This window comes from Streptomyces sp. NPDC055815 (assembly GCF_053616475.1).
In genome coordinates this window covers 78,573-94,824 of the sequence record NZ_JBSHDU010000032.1, presented here as the reverse complement: position 1 = coordinate 94,824, position 16,252 = coordinate 78,573, and the positions used below count along the sequence as shown (strand labels likewise).

At 72.1% G+C, this 16,252-nt stretch carries 14 protein-coding genes and 1 tRNA gene; 9 read left to right on the top strand and 6 right to left on the bottom strand.

Annotation, left to right across the window (positions count from 1 at the left end; translation table 11 throughout):
- The 7 genes from ACWGN5_RS21445 to ACWGN5_RS21415 all read left to right on the top strand — a co-directional run.
- A partial coding sequence (locus ACWGN5_RS21445) for a hypothetical protein (RefSeq protein WP_453517435.1) occupies positions 1 to 304 on the top strand: 304 nt, incomplete at its 5' end.
- Between the two features lie 421 nt (positions 305 to 725).
- Positions 726 to 1,886 carry a helix-turn-helix domain-containing protein gene (locus ACWGN5_RS21440; protein WP_453517432.1) on the top strand — a complete coding sequence of 387 codons (1,161 nt, stop codon included), beginning with the start codon at positions 726 to 728 and terminating at the stop codon, positions 1,884 to 1,886.
- Between the two features lie 173 nt (positions 1,887 to 2,059).
- A complete protein-coding gene (orn, locus tag ACWGN5_RS21435) occupies positions 2,060 to 2,662 on the top strand; it encodes an oligoribonuclease (RefSeq protein ID WP_453517429.1) in 603 nt (200 codons plus the stop codon).
- A 127-nt stretch (positions 2,663 to 2,789) separates the two neighbouring features.
- A tRNA-His gene (locus tag ACWGN5_RS21430) sits at positions 2,790 to 2,862 on the top strand.
- Positions 2,863 to 3,025: 163 nt separating this feature from the next.
- On the top strand, positions 3,026 to 4,708 hold the full coding sequence (gene aspT, locus ACWGN5_RS21425; protein WP_453517427.1) for an aspartate-alanine antiporter: 1,683 nt from the start codon (positions 3,026 to 3,028) through the stop codon (positions 4,706 to 4,708).
- A gap of 9 nt (positions 4,709 to 4,717) precedes the next feature.
- Complete coding sequence (gene aspT, locus ACWGN5_RS21420) at positions 4,718 to 6,421, top strand: aspartate-alanine antiporter (protein WP_453517424.1); 1,704 nt, start codon at positions 4,718 to 4,720, stop codon at positions 6,419 to 6,421.
- Positions 6,422 to 6,497: 76 nt separating this feature from the next.
- On the top strand, positions 6,498 to 8,150 hold the full coding sequence (locus ACWGN5_RS21415) for a bifunctional aspartate transaminase/aspartate 4-decarboxylase (RefSeq protein ID WP_453517421.1): 1,653 nt from the start codon (positions 6,498 to 6,500) through the stop codon (positions 8,148 to 8,150).
- A gap of 82 nt (positions 8,151 to 8,232) precedes the next feature.
- On the opposite strand, the gene ACWGN5_RS21410 is transcribed toward ACWGN5_RS21415, so the two are convergent.
- From ACWGN5_RS21410 to ACWGN5_RS21400, 3 genes are all read right to left on the bottom strand, one after another.
- Positions 8,233 to 9,738, bottom strand: a complete 1,506-nt coding sequence (locus tag ACWGN5_RS21410) for a glycoside hydrolase family 18 protein (protein WP_453517418.1) — start codon at positions 9,736 to 9,738, stop codon at positions 8,233 to 8,235.
- 155 nt (positions 9,739 to 9,893) lie between these two features.
- Positions 9,894 to 11,267, bottom strand: a complete 1,374-nt coding sequence (locus ACWGN5_RS21405) for a sensor histidine kinase (RefSeq protein WP_453517416.1) — start codon at positions 11,265 to 11,267, stop codon at positions 9,894 to 9,896.
- Positions 11,264 to 11,977, bottom strand: a complete 714-nt coding sequence (locus ACWGN5_RS21400) for a response regulator transcription factor (protein ID WP_453517414.1) — start codon at positions 11,975 to 11,977, stop codon at positions 11,264 to 11,266. The genes ACWGN5_RS21405 and ACWGN5_RS21400 overlap by 4 nt, the downstream gene beginning before the upstream one ends.
- 87 nt (positions 11,978 to 12,064) lie before the next feature.
- Between ACWGN5_RS21400 and ACWGN5_RS21395 the strand changes: the two genes are divergently transcribed.
- Entirely contained in the window at positions 12,065 to 12,637 is a 573-nt protein-coding gene (locus ACWGN5_RS21395; RefSeq protein ID WP_453517411.1) for a hypothetical protein, read from the top strand.
- A gap of 9 nt (positions 12,638 to 12,646) precedes the next feature.
- On the opposite strand, the gene ACWGN5_RS21390 is transcribed toward ACWGN5_RS21395, so the two are convergent.
- The gene (locus ACWGN5_RS21390; protein WP_453517408.1) at positions 12,647 to 13,513 is read right to left on the bottom strand and encodes a spermidine synthase; all 867 of its coding nucleotides are present in this window, start codon (positions 13,511 to 13,513) and stop codon (positions 12,647 to 12,649) included.
- A 33-nt stretch (positions 13,514 to 13,546) separates the two neighbouring features.
- The gene (locus ACWGN5_RS21385) at positions 13,547 to 14,044 is read right to left on the bottom strand and encodes a hypothetical protein (protein WP_453517407.1); all 498 of its coding nucleotides are present in this window, start codon (positions 14,042 to 14,044) and stop codon (positions 13,547 to 13,549) included.
- 225 nt (positions 14,045 to 14,269) lie between these two features.
- Between ACWGN5_RS21385 and ACWGN5_RS21380 the strand changes: the two genes are divergently transcribed.
- Positions 14,270 to 15,559 carry a tetratricopeptide repeat protein gene (locus ACWGN5_RS21380; RefSeq protein WP_453517406.1) on the top strand — a complete coding sequence of 430 codons (1,290 nt, stop codon included), beginning with the start codon at positions 14,270 to 14,272 and terminating at the stop codon, positions 15,557 to 15,559.
- A 12-nt stretch (positions 15,560 to 15,571) separates the two neighbouring features.
- Here the strand turns inward: ACWGN5_RS21380 and ACWGN5_RS21375 are convergent, their stop codons facing one another.
- Complete coding sequence (locus tag ACWGN5_RS21375; RefSeq protein ID WP_453517404.1) at positions 15,572 to 16,168, bottom strand: histidine phosphatase family protein; 597 nt, start codon at positions 16,166 to 16,168, stop codon at positions 15,572 to 15,574.
- Between the last annotated feature and the right edge of the window lie 84 nt (positions 16,169 to 16,252).

Here is a 16,252-nt window from a genome sequence, read left to right as displayed (position 1 = left end):
GGGCGCGGGCGCGGGGACGGCGGCGGGGACGGCGGCAGGGACGGCGGCAGGCGAGGCGGCCGGCGCGGCGGCGGTGACGGCGGCCGGCGGGGGCGCGGCGGAGCAGGTCGGTGACGTCGTCCGCTGGGCGGCCTTCTGCTGCGTCCTCGTCCCCGTGGTGCTCGTCGGCTACGGCACGTCCCTCGGCGGGGCCGCCGGGACCGCGCTGGGGCTCGTGTCGGTGACGGCGGCCTGCCGGCTGCTGCTGCGCCGCTCGGAGCGCGGACTGCGGGCGGAGACGGTCCGCCCGAGGCGCCGGAACTAGCCTCCGAGGGCTCCCGGGCCGACCCCGCCCCCCTTCGAGTTGACAGGTTCGTACACTCGACCCCATATGTTTTCAGCCAACTTCCGGTTGCCGGCGAGTCCTTGGCGGAACGGTTGGCCAACCCGGGTGCCGGAGGCCGCGGAAGCCTTGTCCCGGGGGCCCACACCCCCCGCGTACGGGGGCGTTCGCCGCACCGCGCGGCCCGTCGGCGGCTGCCGGAGGGAAGAGTTCGCGATCGATCGCTTCACGCCAAGTTGCCTTGTCGACAATCCACCGGATGGAGAACTTGTCACGCCGGCGCCACGGGACACAGTAGATTCGATCATGGGTACCGAAGACTGGGGTCTCGTGCAAAACCGAGGGGAAACGTGCAGCAGCGACACGACCAGGGAGACGCGAACACCGAGGGGGGCTTAGCGTCATGAGCCAGGACTCCGCCGCACCGGAGGTCGCACGGAAGCTGTCCGGGCGCCGCCGTCGCGAAGTCGTCGCGGTGCTGCTGTTCAGCGGCGGCCCCATCTTCGAGAGCTCCATCCCGCTCTCCGTGTTCGGCATCGACCGGCAGGACGCCGGAGTGCCCCGCTACCGGCTGCTCGTCTGCGCCGGCGAGGAGGGCCCGCTGCGGACCACCGGTGGGCTCGAACTCACCGCGCCGTACGGCCTGGAGGCCATCGGCCGGGCGGGCACCGTCGTCGTCCCGGCCTGGCGGTCGATCACCTCGCCGCCGCCGCCGGAGGCGCTCGAAGCGCTGCGCCGTGCGCACGAGGAGGGGGCCAGGATCGTCGGTCTGTGCACCGGGGCGTTCGTCCTGGCCGCGGCCGGACTGCTCGACGGCCGCCCGGCGACCACGCACTGGATGTACGCGCCGACGCTCGCCAAGCGCTATCCGTCGGTCCATGTGGACCCGCGGGAGCTCTTCGTCGACGACGGGGACGTGCTGACCTCCGCCGGCACCGCGGCCGGAATCGATCTGTGTCTGCACATCGTGCGGACCGACCACGGCACCGAGGCCGCGGGCGCCCTGGCGCGCCGGCTGGTCGTCCCGCCGCGGCGCAGTGGCGGTCAGGAGCGCTACCTCGACAGGTCTTTACCTGAGGAGATCGGCGCCGACCCGCTGGCCGAGGTCGTCGCCTGGGCGCTGGAGCACCTCCACGAGCAGTTCGACGTGGAGACGCTCGCCGCGCGCGCCTACATGTCACGGCGGACCTTCGACCGCCGGTTCCGCTCTCTGACGGGCTCCGCCCCGCTCCAGTGGCTGATCACCCAGCGGGTGCTGCAGGCGCAGCGGCTCCTGGAGACCTCCGACTACTCGGTCGACGAGGTCGCCGGCCGGTGCGGCTTCCGCTCCCCGGTGGCGCTGCGCGGCCACTTCCGGCGCCAGCTCGGCTCCTCGCCGGCCGCCTACCGGGCGGCGTACCGCGCGCGGCGGCCGCAGGGTGAGACCGGCACCGCGGTGCTGGAGCAGGCGGTGCCGGCCCAGGGCTCCGCGGGGCTCCGCAGGCCGCTGGAGCCGGGCAAGCCGCAGTCGGACGCGTACGCGCCGGGCCGTGCGGCCCTGCCGGGGCAGCGCAGCGCGCCGTAACGAGACCGCCGCCGCCACAAGCGGTGCGACGCAGGACCGACGGGCCCTCGGGGACACCTCCCCCGGGGGCCCGTCGGCCTGCCCGGGCCGGGGGGCCGCCCGGTCGGTCACGGCGCGGTCCCGGCCTGATCGGCACGCCGCCCGCCGGGGCGGGAGCCCCTAAGGTAGGACGCATGAACGATCGCATGGTGTGGATCGACTGCGAGATGACCGGGCTCTCGCTGACGGACGACGCACTCATCGAGGTGGCCGCGCTGGTCACCGACTCGGAACTGAACGTGCTCGGCGACGGGGTGGACATCGTGATCCGCCCGCCGGACGCGGCCCTGGAGACCATGCCGGAGATCGTGCGCCAGATGCACACGGCCTCGGGGCTGCTCGACGCGCTCGCCGACGGCACGACGCTCGCCGACGCGGAGGCCCAGGTCCTCGCGTACATCCGCGAGCACGTCAAGGAGCCGGGCAAGGCGCCGCTGTGCGGGAACTCGGTCTCCACGGACCGCGGCTTCCTCGCGCGCGACATGCCCGCCCTGGAGGGCCACCTGCACTACCGGATCGTCGATGTCTCCTCGGTCAAGGAGCTGGCCCGCCGATGGTACCCGAGGGCGTACTTCAACAGTCCGGAGAAGAACGGCAACCACCGGGCGCTCGCCGACATCCGCGAGTCCATCGCCGAGCTGCGCTACTACCGCGAGGCGATCTTCGTCCCGCAGCCCGGCCCGGACTCGGAGACCGCGAAGAAGATCGCGGCCCGTCACGTCCTGCCCGCGCAGTGACCCCCCGCTCGCGCCCCCGGACACCCCCGGAAGCCCCCGCGGAAAACGGTGGCGCGAGCACCCTCCAGAACCCTGTAGACTTCTTCTCGGCCGGTCGGGGAAACCTTCGGGAAAACCGCCGGTCGTGGTGGGTATAGCTCAGCTGGTAGAGCACCTGGTTGTGGTCCAGGATGTCGCGGGTTCGAGTCCCGTTACTCACCCTGATGACTCAGGCCCCGGTTCGAAAGAACCGGGGCCTGAGTCGTTTTCGCATGCCTTCACCCGTACGGGCGAGACGGTGATCCACTTCACCGGACCCACTGTTAGCTTCCCCTTATGTCCCGAATCTCCACAATTCACACGTATTGGGCTGGGTGAGGCCGCGTGGGAGTCCTCCGTGACCACCCCGAACTCGCCCTCTTCCTCTGCCTCGCCGGCGGCTACCTCCTCGGCAAGGTCCGCGTCGGCCCCATCACACTCGGCGGCATCTGCGGCACGCTGATCGTCGCGCTGCTCCTCGGCGCCTGGACGAAGGTCACCGTCTCCGACGACGTGAAGACGATCTTCTTCGCGCTCTTCATCTTCTCGCTCGGCTATCTGGCGGGTCCCCAGTTCTTCGCCAACCTCAACAAGAAGAGCCTGCGCTTCTTCACCCTCTGCCTCATCGAGGTCGTCTGCGTCGTCGGCATCGCCCTCGGGCTCGCCAAGGCCTTCGACCTCGACGTCGGCACCGCCGCCGGAATCCTCGCCGGCGCCGCCACCGAGTCCGCGGTCGTCGGCACGGCCACGGAGGCCATCGGCAAGCTCTCCGACCTGACCCAGCAGCAGATCACCGAGTACCAGGGGCACGTCGCCACCGCGTACACGGTCTGCTACCTCTTCGGCCTCGTCACCATCGTCATCTACACCAGCCAGATCATGCCGATGCTGCTGCGGATCAACCTCCGCGACGCCTCCCGCGCCCTGTGGGAGAAGATGCGCGGCGCCGGCGGCGGTCTGGAGTCCGACGAGCGCGAGGCGCTCCCCGGCATGGTCGGCCGGACGTTCCTGGTCACGCTCGCGGACGGCGCCACCGTCTCCCAGGTGGAGCGGCAGAACGGCAGCCGGGTCACCGTCGAGGCGGTCAAGCGGGGCACCAAGGTCCTCACCCCTCCCCCGCCGGACTTCGAGCTGACCCTCTCCGACCTGGTCCTGATGGTCGGCCGCCGGTCCAACATCATCGACGCGGGGCGACACGTCGGCCCCGAGACCCCGGCGATCCCCGGCCTCGACACCCCGCTCGCCACCACCCAGGTCTCCCTGACGGACAAGGCGGTGGCCGGCAAGTCCATCGACACCCTCACCAAGGAGCACCCGGAGTTCTCCTCCGGCGGGGTGTACGTGACGGACGTGCTCCGCAACGAGCAGCACCTGCCCGCGACCCCGGAGACCGTCGTCCACCGCGGTGACGTGCTCACCCTCGTCGGCGCCCGCTCCGGCCTGGGCAAGCTGGCGGCGAAGGTCGGCGCGACCGTCAGGAACGACGCCACCGACTTCATCTACCTGGGCCTCGGCATCGTCTGCGGCAGCCTCATCGGCCAGATCTCGGTGAAGTTCGGCGGCGTCCCGATGTCGCTCGGCACGGGCGGCGGCTGTCTGATCTCCGGGCTGCTCTTCGGCTGGTTCCGCTCCCGGAGCCAGACCTTCGGCGCCTTCCCGCCGCAGGCCGCCACCACCCTCAAGGACATGGGCCTCGCGATCTTCATCGCCTGCACCGGTCTGGTGTCGGGCCCCCAGGCCTGGCCGCTGCTCAAGGAGTACGGGGCGCTGCTGCCGTTCGCGGGGATCGCGATGGTCCTGATCCCGGCGACGATCTCGCTGATCGTCGGCCGCAAGCTGCTGAACATCGAAAAACCGCTGCTCATCGGCGCCATCGCGGGCCAGCAGTGCTCGACCCCGGCGATCACCTCGGTGACGCAGGTCGCCCAGAGCTCGGTGCCGATGCTCGGCTACACGGTCACGTACACGCTCTCGAACTTCCTGCTCCCGCTGACCGGGCCGCTGCTCGTCGGCATTCTGGGGGCGTGAGGAGCCGCAATGATCGATTTCCTCAACCGGAACATCTTCCAGCCCCACCCCGAGCTGCTGGTCTTCATCACCGTCGCGCTCGGCTTCCTCTTCGGCAAGCTCCGCTACAAGGCGATCGCGCTCGGCGCCGTCACCGGTTGTCTGGTCGCGGGTCTGCTGCTCGGCGCCCAGTTCAAGATCACGATCGACGGCACGGTGAAGAACCTCTTCTTCACCATGTTCCTCTTCGCCCTCGGCTACAAGGTCGGCCCCCAGTTCTTCCGCGGCCTGAAGAAGGACGGCCTGCCGCAGGTCGTCAACGCGGTCGTGGTCTGCGTGACCGGCCTCCTGGTCTCCTGGGGCTTCGCCGTGATGCTCGGATACGGCCCCGGGCTCTCCGCCGGTCTCCTCGGCGGCGCGCTCACCCAGTCCGCCGTCATCGGTGTCGCCCAGGACGCCATCGGCAACCTGCCGGGGCTCTCCGCCGACCAGATGAAGACCGAGGAGAACCTGGTCGCGATCGGCTACGCCGTCACGTACCCGCTCGGCACGATCCTCTGCGCGATGCTCCTCGCCAACGTCCTGCCCAAGCTCTACAAGCGGGACCTGGCCGCCGAGTCGGCGCAGATGGCGAAGGAGCTGGACGCGCCCGGCGACAACCCCGACCTGGCCGAGGGCTACTACGAGGTCGTCCTCCGCGCGTACGAGATGGACCACTCCCCGCTCGTCGGCCGGACCATCGACGACTTCGAGAACCAGCAGAAGGAGCTCGGGCACCGGATCTACATCACCCGGGTGCGGCGCGAGGGGCAGATCCTCGCGCACAGCCGGCAGACCGTGCTGCGCTCGGGCGACGTGCTCGCGGTCAGCGCCCTGCGCGGCTCGCTCATCGACTTCGACGCCCGCACCCACATCGGGCCCGAGACCGACGACGTCGAGCTGCTCGGCTACCAGACCGAGACCCTGCACGTGGTCGCCTCGGAGAAGGCGCACCTGGGGCAGACGGTCGCGGAGCTGCGCCGTGAGCCGTTCATGGTCGGCGTGTACATCGACAAGATGTACCGCTCGGGCGCGGAGTTCCCGTACCGGCTCTCGACGAAGCTGGAGCGCGGCGACACGGTGATCCTGTCCGGTCCGAAGCGGCTCGTGGACCCGGCGGGCAAGGCGATCGGCAAGCCCGTGCCGACCTCGTTCGCGACCGACATGCTGTGGGTGGGGCTCGGGATCTTCCTCGGCGGCTGCATCGGCATCCCGGCCCTCACGGTCTCCGGCGTCCCCATCTCGCTGTCCACCTCGGGCGGCGCGCTGATCATGGGACTGGTCTTCGGCTGGATCCGCGGCAAGTACCCGACGTACGGCAACGTGCCGCCCGGCGCCCAGTGGTTCATGGACACCCTGGGGCTCTGCCTCTTCGTCGCGGTCGTCGGCATCAACGCCGGACCGAGCTTCACCAGCGGCCTGTCGACGGCCGGCTGGGGCCTGCTCGTCTGGGGCGCGGTGGCGACGGTGATCCCGCTGATCGTGGGCTTCCTCGTCGGCCACTACGTACAGAAGATCCGGTTCCCGATCCTGATGGGCGTCCTGGCGGGCGGCCAGACGACGACCGCGGCGATCGGCGCGATCAACGAGCAGTCCAAGTCCCAGATCCCGACGCTCGGCTACACGATCCCCTACGCGGTGGGCAACGTCCTGCTGACCATCTGGGGCGCCGTGATCGTCATCCTCAACCACTGACCACGTGATCGTCATCCGCACCCCCAGACCCACGTGATCGTCATCCTCACCCACCGACCCACCTAAGGACGCCGTCATGCCCAGGACCACGTTCACCCGTCAGGAGATCCAGTCCTTCGCGCAGCTCTCGCCGTTCGAGCTGAAGGACAAGTTCATCCAGCTCGCGCAGGCCGCGCAGGCGGACAAGCCGGGCCAGAAGGACAAGTCGCAGACCCAGATGCTCAACGCCGGCCGCGGCAACCCGAACTGGGTCGCCACCGGCCCCCGTGAGGCCTTCTACGCCCTCGGCTACTTCGCGCTCTCCGAGTCGCGGCGGGTCTGGACCGCCGACAACCTCGGCGGCATGCCCGAGCTCCCCGGCTCCGGAGAGCGCTTCGACACCTTCGTACGCCGCCACCCGGACCTGCCGGGCATCGAGCTGCTGCAGAACTGCGTGGAGTACGCGGTGGAGCGCTTCGGCTTCGACAAGGACGCGTTCGTGCACGAGCTGACCGACAGCACGATCGGCGACAACTACCCCGTACCGGACCGGATGCTCACCCACACCGAGCAGATCGTCCGCGGCTACGTCCACGACGAGATGTTCGACAAGCGGCCGCCGGCCGGGAACCTGTCGCTGTTCGCGACCGAGGGCGGCACGGCCGCGATGTGCTACGTCTTCGACTCCCTGATGAAGAACGGGATCCTGAAGAAGGGCGACCGGATCGCGCTGATGGTGCCGGTCTTCACCCCGTACATCGAGATCCCCGAGCTCGACACGTACGAGTTCGACGTCGTCACCGTCAACGCGAGCGATTTCGCGGAGACCGGCGTGCGGGAGTGGCGCTACCCGACCGAGGAGGTCGCCAAGCTGGCCGACCCGTCGGTCAAGCTGGTCTGCGTCGTCAACCCGTCCAACCCGCCGTCCCTGGCGATGAGCGAGCGCGTCGCGCACCAGATCAAGGACATCGTCGCAGGACCGAACCCGAACCTGCTGATCGTCACGGACGACGTGTACGGCACCTTCGTGGAGGGCTTCCGCTCGCTCGCCGCGGACATCCCGCGCAACACGCTCCTCGTGTACTCGTACTCCAAGCACTACGGCTGCACCGGCCACCGGCTCGGCGTCATCGGCCTGAACGACGACAACGTCATCGACGAGATGCTCACGAAGCTGCCGCAGGCGGAGAAGGACCGGCTGAACAGGCGGTACGGATCGCTGTCCCTGGAACCGGAGAAGATCCGCTTCATCGACCGGCTCGTCGCCGACTCCCGCCAGGTCGCCCTCAACCACACCGCCGGGCTCTCCCTGCCCCAGCAGGTGATGATGGCGCTCTTCTCCCTCTTCGACATGCTGGAGGAGGGCCAGGCCTACAAGCACAGGATCCGGGCCATCGTGCGGCAGCGCCTCGACCTGCTCCTCGAAGGCGCCCAGATGAAGATCGCCGACGACCCGCAGCGCGCCGGGTACTACATCGAGCTCGACCTCCTCGCGGAGGCGGAGCGGGTGCACGGCAAGGACTTCGCGGACTTCCTGGAGAAGAACTACGAGCCGGTCGACCCGCTGTTCCGGCTCGCCGAGCAGACGAGCGTGGTGCTCCTGAACGGCGGCGGCTTCGACGGCCCCGAATGGTCGGTCCGCGTCTCGCTGGCCAACCTCGACGACCTGGACTACCTGAAGATCGGCCACCACCTGCGGGCGATCTTCAACGACTACGCGGAGGAGTGGAAGGCCACCCGGGTCGTCTGACCCGTACCAAGGGGGGCGCGCCCCGGTCGGCGGTGGGGTGGAACCGGCCGGGGCGCGCGGTGTGGGGGGACGGGCAGGTCCGCTACTTGTACGTGCCGAAGGCCTTCGTGAAGGCCAGCGGCTGCTGGAGGATCGAGGAGCAGGTGGGGTCGGCGTAGGTCACGGCGCCGGCCGCGCACTGCTTGTCGCGGGTCGAGGACCACATGGAGAGCCAGCCGAGGCCCTTGGACTTCGCGAAGTCGACCAGCTGGGTGGCGTCCTCGACCTTGAAGACCTCGCTGCTGACGTCGTTGACGCCGATCATCGGGGTGACGGCCACGGCCTTCCAGGCGGCCGCGTCGGAGAGGCCGAGGACGCCCTTGATCTGGGCCTGGGTCGCGGTCGCGGCCTGGATGGCGTACGTGCCCATGTCGGCGCTGTACGCGGGGCCGTAGTCCATCGCCATGATGTTGACGGCGTCGACGCGGACCCCGTTCCGCTTGGCGTCGGCGATCAGGTCCACGCCGGGCTGGGTGAGGCCCTCGGGCATGACGGGCAGGGTGAAGGAGACGTTCAGACCGGGGTGGGACTTCTGGAGCTGGGCGATCGCCTGGGAGCGGCGGGTGTTGGCGGCGGTGTCCGGCAGGGCCGCGCCCTCGATGTCGAAGTCGACCTTGGTGAGCTTGTACTGGTCGACGACCTTGCCGTACGCGGCGGCGAGCGCCGAGGAGGTCGAGCAGTTGAGGGCCAGCTCGTGGCCCGCGGCGCCGCCGAAGGAGACGCGGACGTCACCGCCCTTGGCGCGCAGGGCGCCGATCTGGGCGGCGACCTTGTCGTTCGCGAGGTCGGTGACGCCGCCCCACAGCGGGGCGCAGGAGCCGCCGGAGGTGATGAAGGCGAGGTTGAACTCCTTCACGCCGGTGGCGTCGGCGGTCGCGAGCAGGTCGTACGTGGGGTAGAGCGAGGTGTCGACGTACGGGGCGTACCTGGCGGCGGTGGCGGGGGCGCCGGTCGGGGTCGGCGTGGGGGCCGGGGTCGCCGTGGCGGTGGGCTTCGGGCTCGTGGTCGCGGTCGCGGTCGGTGTGGGCTTCGCGGTCGCGGTGGCGGTCGGCTTCGGGGTGGCCGTCGCGGTGGGCTGCTCGGTGGGGCGTCCGCTGGGGGTGGGGGCGGGGCCTCCGGCGGAGCAGACGGCCTTGTTGATGAGGCAGTTGGCGGGGTCGCCGGCCTGGCCGGTGGCGGAGGTGACGAAGCCGACGGTGACGGACTGGCCGGGCGCCAGCTGCTTGTTCCAGCTCGCGGGCTTCACGGTGACGTGGCTGCCGGAGACGGTGTGCTCGCCGTTCCAGAGGGAGCCGATGGTGGTGCCGGCCGGGAGGTCGAACTCCAGGGTCCAGTCGGACTGGGTGGCGGTCGTCTCGTTGGTGACGACGTACTGGCCGGTGTAGCCGCCGGTCCAGGAGCTGGTCCGGGTGTAGGCGGCGCCGACGGCGGCGGCCTGGGCGGTGCCGGTGAGCCAGAAGGCGGCGCCGCCGACCACGGCCGCCGTGACGACCGCTCCGACGGCCTTGTTCCGGGTGCTCGTCCTGCGCCGGTGCGAACTGCTGCCCATCGCGTGCCTGCCTCTGTGTGCCGGGGGTGGGGGTGGGGTGCGGCAGCACGCTAGCGCCGGGGAATCGGACAAATGGGCCCACTCGGGCCGAGGTTGGGATTCTTACGCTCCGCTTAAGGAAGGCATCGGAACCACGAAAGGTTGGGCGCGGTGCGTCACGCCCTGCGGCGGCGGCCGCGCCGGCCCGCGCCCCCATCCGTACGGGCTCCGCGTCCGTCGAGGTTGATCCAGATCCGTACCTCCGTGCCGCCGAGGACCGAGTGGCCGATGCGGACGTCGCCGCCGGTCGACTCGGCCATGCGGCGCACGATGTCGAGGCCGAGGCCGGTGGAGCCGTCGCGTCCGCTGCCCGCGCCGCGGGCGAGCGCGGCGGCGGGGTCGGGGATGCCGGGGCCCGCGTCGGAGACGAGGACGATGACGGCGTCCTCGCCGTTGTGGACGTCGAGGGAGAAGGCGGTGCCCTCGGGGGTGTGGCGGAAGACGTTGCCGAGCAGGGCGTCGAGGGCGGCGACGAGTTCGGGGCGTGCGACGGGGATGCGGACCGGGCGCTCGGTGCCCGCGACCCGGACCCGGCGGCCCTCGTCCTCGGCGAGCGCCGACCAGAACTCCATCCGCTCGCGGACCACTTCGGCGGCGTCGCAGCCGGCGCCGGGGCCGGTCGCCTGGGTCTGCGGCTTCGCGTCGCGGGCGGTGCGGATGATGATGTCGACCTCGCGCTCCAGCTGCTCGACGGCCGCGCGGGTCTGCTCGGCGGCGGGTCCCGAGCCGAGGGAGGCGGCGTTGAGCCGGAGGACGGTCAGCGGGGTGCGGAGCCGGTGGGAGAGGTCGGCGGCCAGCTCGCGCTCGTTGGCGAGGAGCTGGACGACCTGGTCGGCCATCGAGTTGAAGGCGACGGCGGCCGACTTGAGTTCGGGCGGCCCCTCCTCGGGGACGCGTGCGCCGAGCTTGCCCTCGCCGAGGTCGTGGGCGGCGCCCGCGAGCCGCTGGGCGGGCCGGACCATGCGGACGCCGAGGCGGTCGGCGACGGCGACGGAGCCGACGATCAGGGCGATGCCGACGCCGGCGAGGACGAGCCAGGCGGTGGCGACGCCGTTGCTGACCTCGCCCTCGGGGACGAAGAGCTCGACGACGGCGACCTGGCCGCTGCTGAGCGCGGTGGGCTGGAGCAGGGCGAAGCCGCCGGGCACCTCGGCGATGGAGGCGCGGCCGAGGCTGCGGGTGGCGGCGAGTTCCGCCGGGTCGGCGCGCCGGGTGCCGATCTCCAGGGCGGTGCCGCCGGGTTCGGCGGCGGGCACGTGGATCGCGAGCCGGCCCGCGGCGCCGTCCTCGGTGGTGGCGACGGCCTTGTCGAGTTCGTCGCGGTCGGTGGTGATCGCGAGGACGGGGGCGAGCCCGGCGGCCCGCCGTTCGGCGTTGGAGAAGGCCCGGTCGCGGGCCATCTCCTTGACGACGAGTCCGAGGGGGACGGCGAAGGCGAAGACGACCATGGCGGTGACGGCCAGCGACACCTTGACGAGCGCCCATCTCACGGCTGCGTCCCCGGTTCCTGCTCGCGGGGCGGCTCCAGCTTCACGCCCACCCCGCGCAGGGTGTGCAGATAGCGGGGCCGGGCGGCCGTTTCACCCAGTTTCCGCCGCAGCCATGACAAATGTACGTCGATGGTCTGGTCGTCCCCGTACGACTGCTGCCAGACCTCGGCGAGCAGCTCCTTGCGCGGGACGACGACGCCGGGCCGCCCGGCGAGGAAGGCGAGCAGGTCGAACTCGCGCCGGGTCAGGTCCAACGGCGCCCCGTCGAGCTCCGCCTGACGGCGCAGCGGGTCGACCGTGAGCCCGCCGACCCGGATGACCCGCGAGGGCGGCACCTCGCCGGCGCCGGCCCGGGAGCGGCGCAGGACGGCGGCCATCCGCGCGGAGAGGTGGTCGACGGAGAAGGGCTTCACGAGGTAGTCGTCGGCCCCCGCGTGCAGGAGCCGTACGATCTCGGCCTCGTCGTCCCGGGCGGTCGCGATGATCACCGGGACGTCGGTGATCCCGCGCAGCATCTTGAGCGCCTCGGACCCGTCGAGATCGGGCAGACCGAGGTCCAGGATCACGACGTCGAAGCGGAAATGGGCGACCTCGCGCAGTGCCTCCAGGGCGGTGCCGACGCTCCGTACGGTGTGGGAGGCCTCGGTCAGCTGCCGGATGAGGGCGGAGCGCACGAACTGGTCGTCCTCGACCACGAGCACACTTGCCATGGCCCGCACCGTACGCCATTCGGGTGAGGCTGTGAGCAAGGTCCACCCTCCGGTACGGACCTGATCCCGGTGGTGCACTATGTCCCGGTGCGAAGAGGACTCGTTCACGCCCTGGCCTGGTCGCTCGCCACCGGCGCGGCGGTCACCCTGTCCTGGTGGGGAGTGCACACGGTGCTGTCCGGCACGGTCTACGACCCGCCGCGCGCCCTGCCCCTCCCGGCCGGCACCACCATCGGAACGCCCGCGTCCGGCGGCGACCCGCAGACCTCCTCCACCGCGCGGCCCGGGAGCACCACGCCCTCCGCGCCCGCCACCCCGAAGTCCACGCCGAGCGGGCCCCGTACGACCCCGGCGACGCCGTCCGCCACCCCTTCGCGCCGCCCGACGCCCACGGCGGAGGCGCCGGCCACGACCCCGCCGCCGGACTCGGGCTCGGGCGTGCAGACGTACCCCGTGGACGGCGGCCGGGTCACCTTCGACCTCGGCGAGACCTCGGCCGAACTGGTCTCGGCGACGCCCGCGTCGGGCTGGCAGATGCAGGTGTGGAAGCAGCCGACCTGGATCCGCGTCACCTTCACCAGGGACGGCCGCGAGCTGTCGGTCTTCTGCGTGTGGCACGACAGCGCGCCCCGGGTGGAGATCGACGACCGGCAGACCTGATCCCCCGGGTCAGCGGAAGACGGACGCCGGCGGTACGGGTGAGGGCTTGGCGCTCGCGTCGGTGACCGGGGACGCCCCGCCGGCGAAGTCGGCGAGGGCCCGGCCGTGCTCCACCCGGCCCGGGTGCGGGTCGGTGGCGACCCGGCGGGTCAGTTCGGCCACCGGCAGTTCGCGGTCCGAGGCGAGCAGCACGGCGTTGCCGAAGCGGCGGCCGCGCAGGACCGTCGGATCGGCGGCGAGCGCCAGCTCGGGGAAGACGGCGGCGGCGGTGGCGATCTGGCCGCGCAGATGGGTCAGGGGCGGCCCGTCGGCGAGGTTCGCCGCGTAGAAGCCGCCCGGCCTCAGCACCCGCCGCACCTCGGCGAGGAACTCGGTGCTGGTCAGATGGGCGGGGGTGCGGGCCCCGCTGAACACGTCGGCGATGACGAGGTCCGCCCAGCCGTCCTGGACCTTGGCGAGTCCGGCGCGGGCGTCGGTGGAGCGGACCCGGATGCGGGCCCCGGCGTCGAGGGGCAGTTCGCGGCGGACGAGCTGGACCAGGGGCCCGTCGAGCTCCACGATCTGCTGGGTGGAGCGGGGCCGGGTCGCGGCGACGTACCGGGCGAGGGTGAAGGCGCCGCCGCCGAGGTGCACGACCTGGAGCGGCCGGTTCGGCGGGGCGGCGAGGTCGGCGATGTGGCCGAGGCGCCGCTGGTACTCGAAGGTGAGGTGCGCGGGGTCGTCGAGGTCGACGTGCGACTGCGGGGCGCCGTCGATGAGCAGCGTCCAGCCTCGCGGGCGCTCCCGGTCGGGTATGAGTTCGGCGAGACCGCCGTCGACGGTCTCGACGACGGAGACGGCCGCCGCCGCCCGGTCACGCTGCTTGTTCCTGGCCACGGGCCCATTATCCGGGCAAGCCCGGACAGCAGCTCAGTGGCAGCCGTCGGCCGCCTCGATGAGGCGGGCCGCCTCGCCGAGCGCCTCGCGCAGGACGACGGGGTCGGTGACGGGGTCGGTGTCGCCGGGGGGCAGCAGCCAGCCGGCCGGCCGGGGCGCGTCGCCGGCCGGCTCGGGGAGCTCCGGCAGCTCGGGGAGGCGCAGGCCCCGGCCCGAGGTCCGCGTACAGGCGCTGCCCGGCATGTCCCAGGCGGCGGCGGTGCCGGGCGGCACCAGGAAGCCGAGGGTGTCGCAGGTGCCGTCGTGGACGACGGGGCCGACGGCGGGGGCGGCGGCGCGGCGCAGGATGTCGACGGCCTCCAGGCCCTGGCGGACCGGGACGGTCACCAGGTCCCAGGGCCCGACGACGGGCCTGGCCCCGTCGACGTCCGGAGCGGGCGCGTGGCGCACGGCGTCCGCGGCGGGTGTGGGGCGGACGGCCTCCGGGGCGGGCACGTGCCGCGTGGCCGACTGCGAACCGATCTCCGACATGGGGACCCCTCCTCGCTCCAGAGGAGACACGTTCCGTCTCTCCCTTACGGTTCAACGCCCGTGCGCGTCAACGGCTACGGCGGGATGCCGCCGCAAAGGATGGCAGTTCATGGCAGATCACAGGCGAGATATCCGATTTGTAGCCAAACTCAGCGTACGCATCCGGTCACAGCAGGTACGTTCATGCCCGCCGGACACCCGGCAGCACCAGGAGAGGGCTCGGCCATGGCGATGTCACGGGCAGTTCCCAATCTCGCCTTCCGCCGGCTCCGCGGACAGCACTCGCCGGCGGAGTTCGCCGCGGCGGTCCGCCGGGCGGCGCGGGAGATCGGCGAACAGGTCGCGTGCGACGCCCGCTACATCGGGCGCGTGGAAGCGGGCGAGATCCGCTGCCCCAACTACGCGTACGAGCGGGTCTTCCTGCACATGTTCCCCGGTCTGGGCCTCTCCGACCTGGGGTTCTCGGCGCGGGAGACGGTGCGCGGCCGGCGGCAGAACGTCCCGGCCGGGGCAGCGCCTCCCGCCGCCCTCACCACCCGGAACGATGAGGAGAGCGACGTGCTGCGTCGCGCATTCATGACGAGCGGCTCCGCCACCCTGGCGGCCGCCTCGCTGGGACTCGGCGGCCCCGCCGTCGCGATCCCCTCCCCCCGCGGCACCCACCGGATCGGCGAGGCCGAGGTGCGGGCCGTCGAGGACGCCGTACGGCGGATCCGGCTGCTCGACGACCGGCACGGCGCCGACGGGCTCTACAAGGTGGCCGCCCAGCCGCTCCGTACCGCGTACGCGCTCCTCGACACCGGCACCATGACCCGCCGCTCCACCGAGGACCGGCTGCACGCGGGCGCGGGCGAGCTCTCCCTCTCCGTCGGCTGGCTGGCCCACGACTCGGGGCGGCACGAGGACGCGCGCTCGCACTACGCGGAGGCGCTGGCCACCGCGCGCGTGGCGGGGAACGCGGCCCTGGAGGCGCACGCCTTCTGCAACACCTCGTTCCTGGCCCGGGACACCGGCCGCTACCGCGAGGCCGTCCGGGCCGCACAGGCCGGACTGCGGGCCGCGCAGCCGCTGGACTCGGCCCGGCTGCTCTCGCTGCTGTCGCTGCGGGAGGCGGGCGCGTGGGCGGGCCTCGGCGACCGGTCCGCCTGCGAGCAGGCCCTCGGCCGCGCGCACGGCTGGTTCGACCGGGGCCCGGCCGAGGGCGACCCCGAATGGATGTCCTTCTTCGGCGAGCCGGAGCGGGAGGCCCTGGAGGCCGGGTGCTGGGCGGCGCTCGGCGACTGGGGCCGGGCGGCCCGCCACGCGCAGCGCGCCGCGGTCCTGCAGAACCCGCACTTCGCCCGGAACCTCGCCCTCTACCGGGCCCACCTCGCCAAGGCCCTGGCCCACGCGGGCCGCCCGGACGAGGCGGCGGCGGAGGCGAGGCGCGTCACGGACTCCCTCGACGGCATCGCCTCGGCCCGCATCCGCGGCCTCCTCTCGGAGACGAGCCGGGTGCTGGCCGGGACGCGCTGACCTCGGCGGCTGCTACTGCTCCAGGTGCCCGGTGTCGTTCCAGCGTTCGATCGCCGGGGCGCCGTACGCCCAGCCGAGGACCGAGAGGCTCGTCGGGTCGAGCCGGATGCGGGAGGCGAAGGAGACGTCCTCGCCGAGCCAGCGCGCGCCGATGGACCGCAGGATGTGGCCGTGGGCGAAGACCAGGACGTCACGGTCGGCGGAGCGGGCCCACTCCACGATCTCGTCGGCCCGGTCCGACAGCTGCGCGAGGGTCTCCCCCTCGGGGACGCCGTCGCGCCAGATCAGCCAGCCCGGCTGGATCTCCTGGATCTGCGCCGGGGTCAGCCCCTCGTACGCCCCGTAGTCCCACTCCATCAGCGCGTCCCAGGGCTCGGCCCTGTCCCCGAAACCGGCGAGCTCACAGGTCTCGCTCGCCCGGACCAGCGGGCTGGTGCGGACCTCCACACCGGGCAGCCCCTGCCAGGGGCCCCGGTGCAGGCGCTCGCCGAGCAGCTTCGCGCCGCGCCGCCCCTCGTCGAGCAGGGGTATGTCGGTCCTGCCGGTGTGCCGGCCGAGAAGTGACCACTCGGTCTGACCGTGCCGGGCGAGCAGGATGCGCGGTGCCATGGGAAGGACGCTCCAGAGGTTCACGGGTGCGGACGTGCCTCTCCCATCATCGCCGACGTAAATCCGGGGTGACCTCCGGGCAAC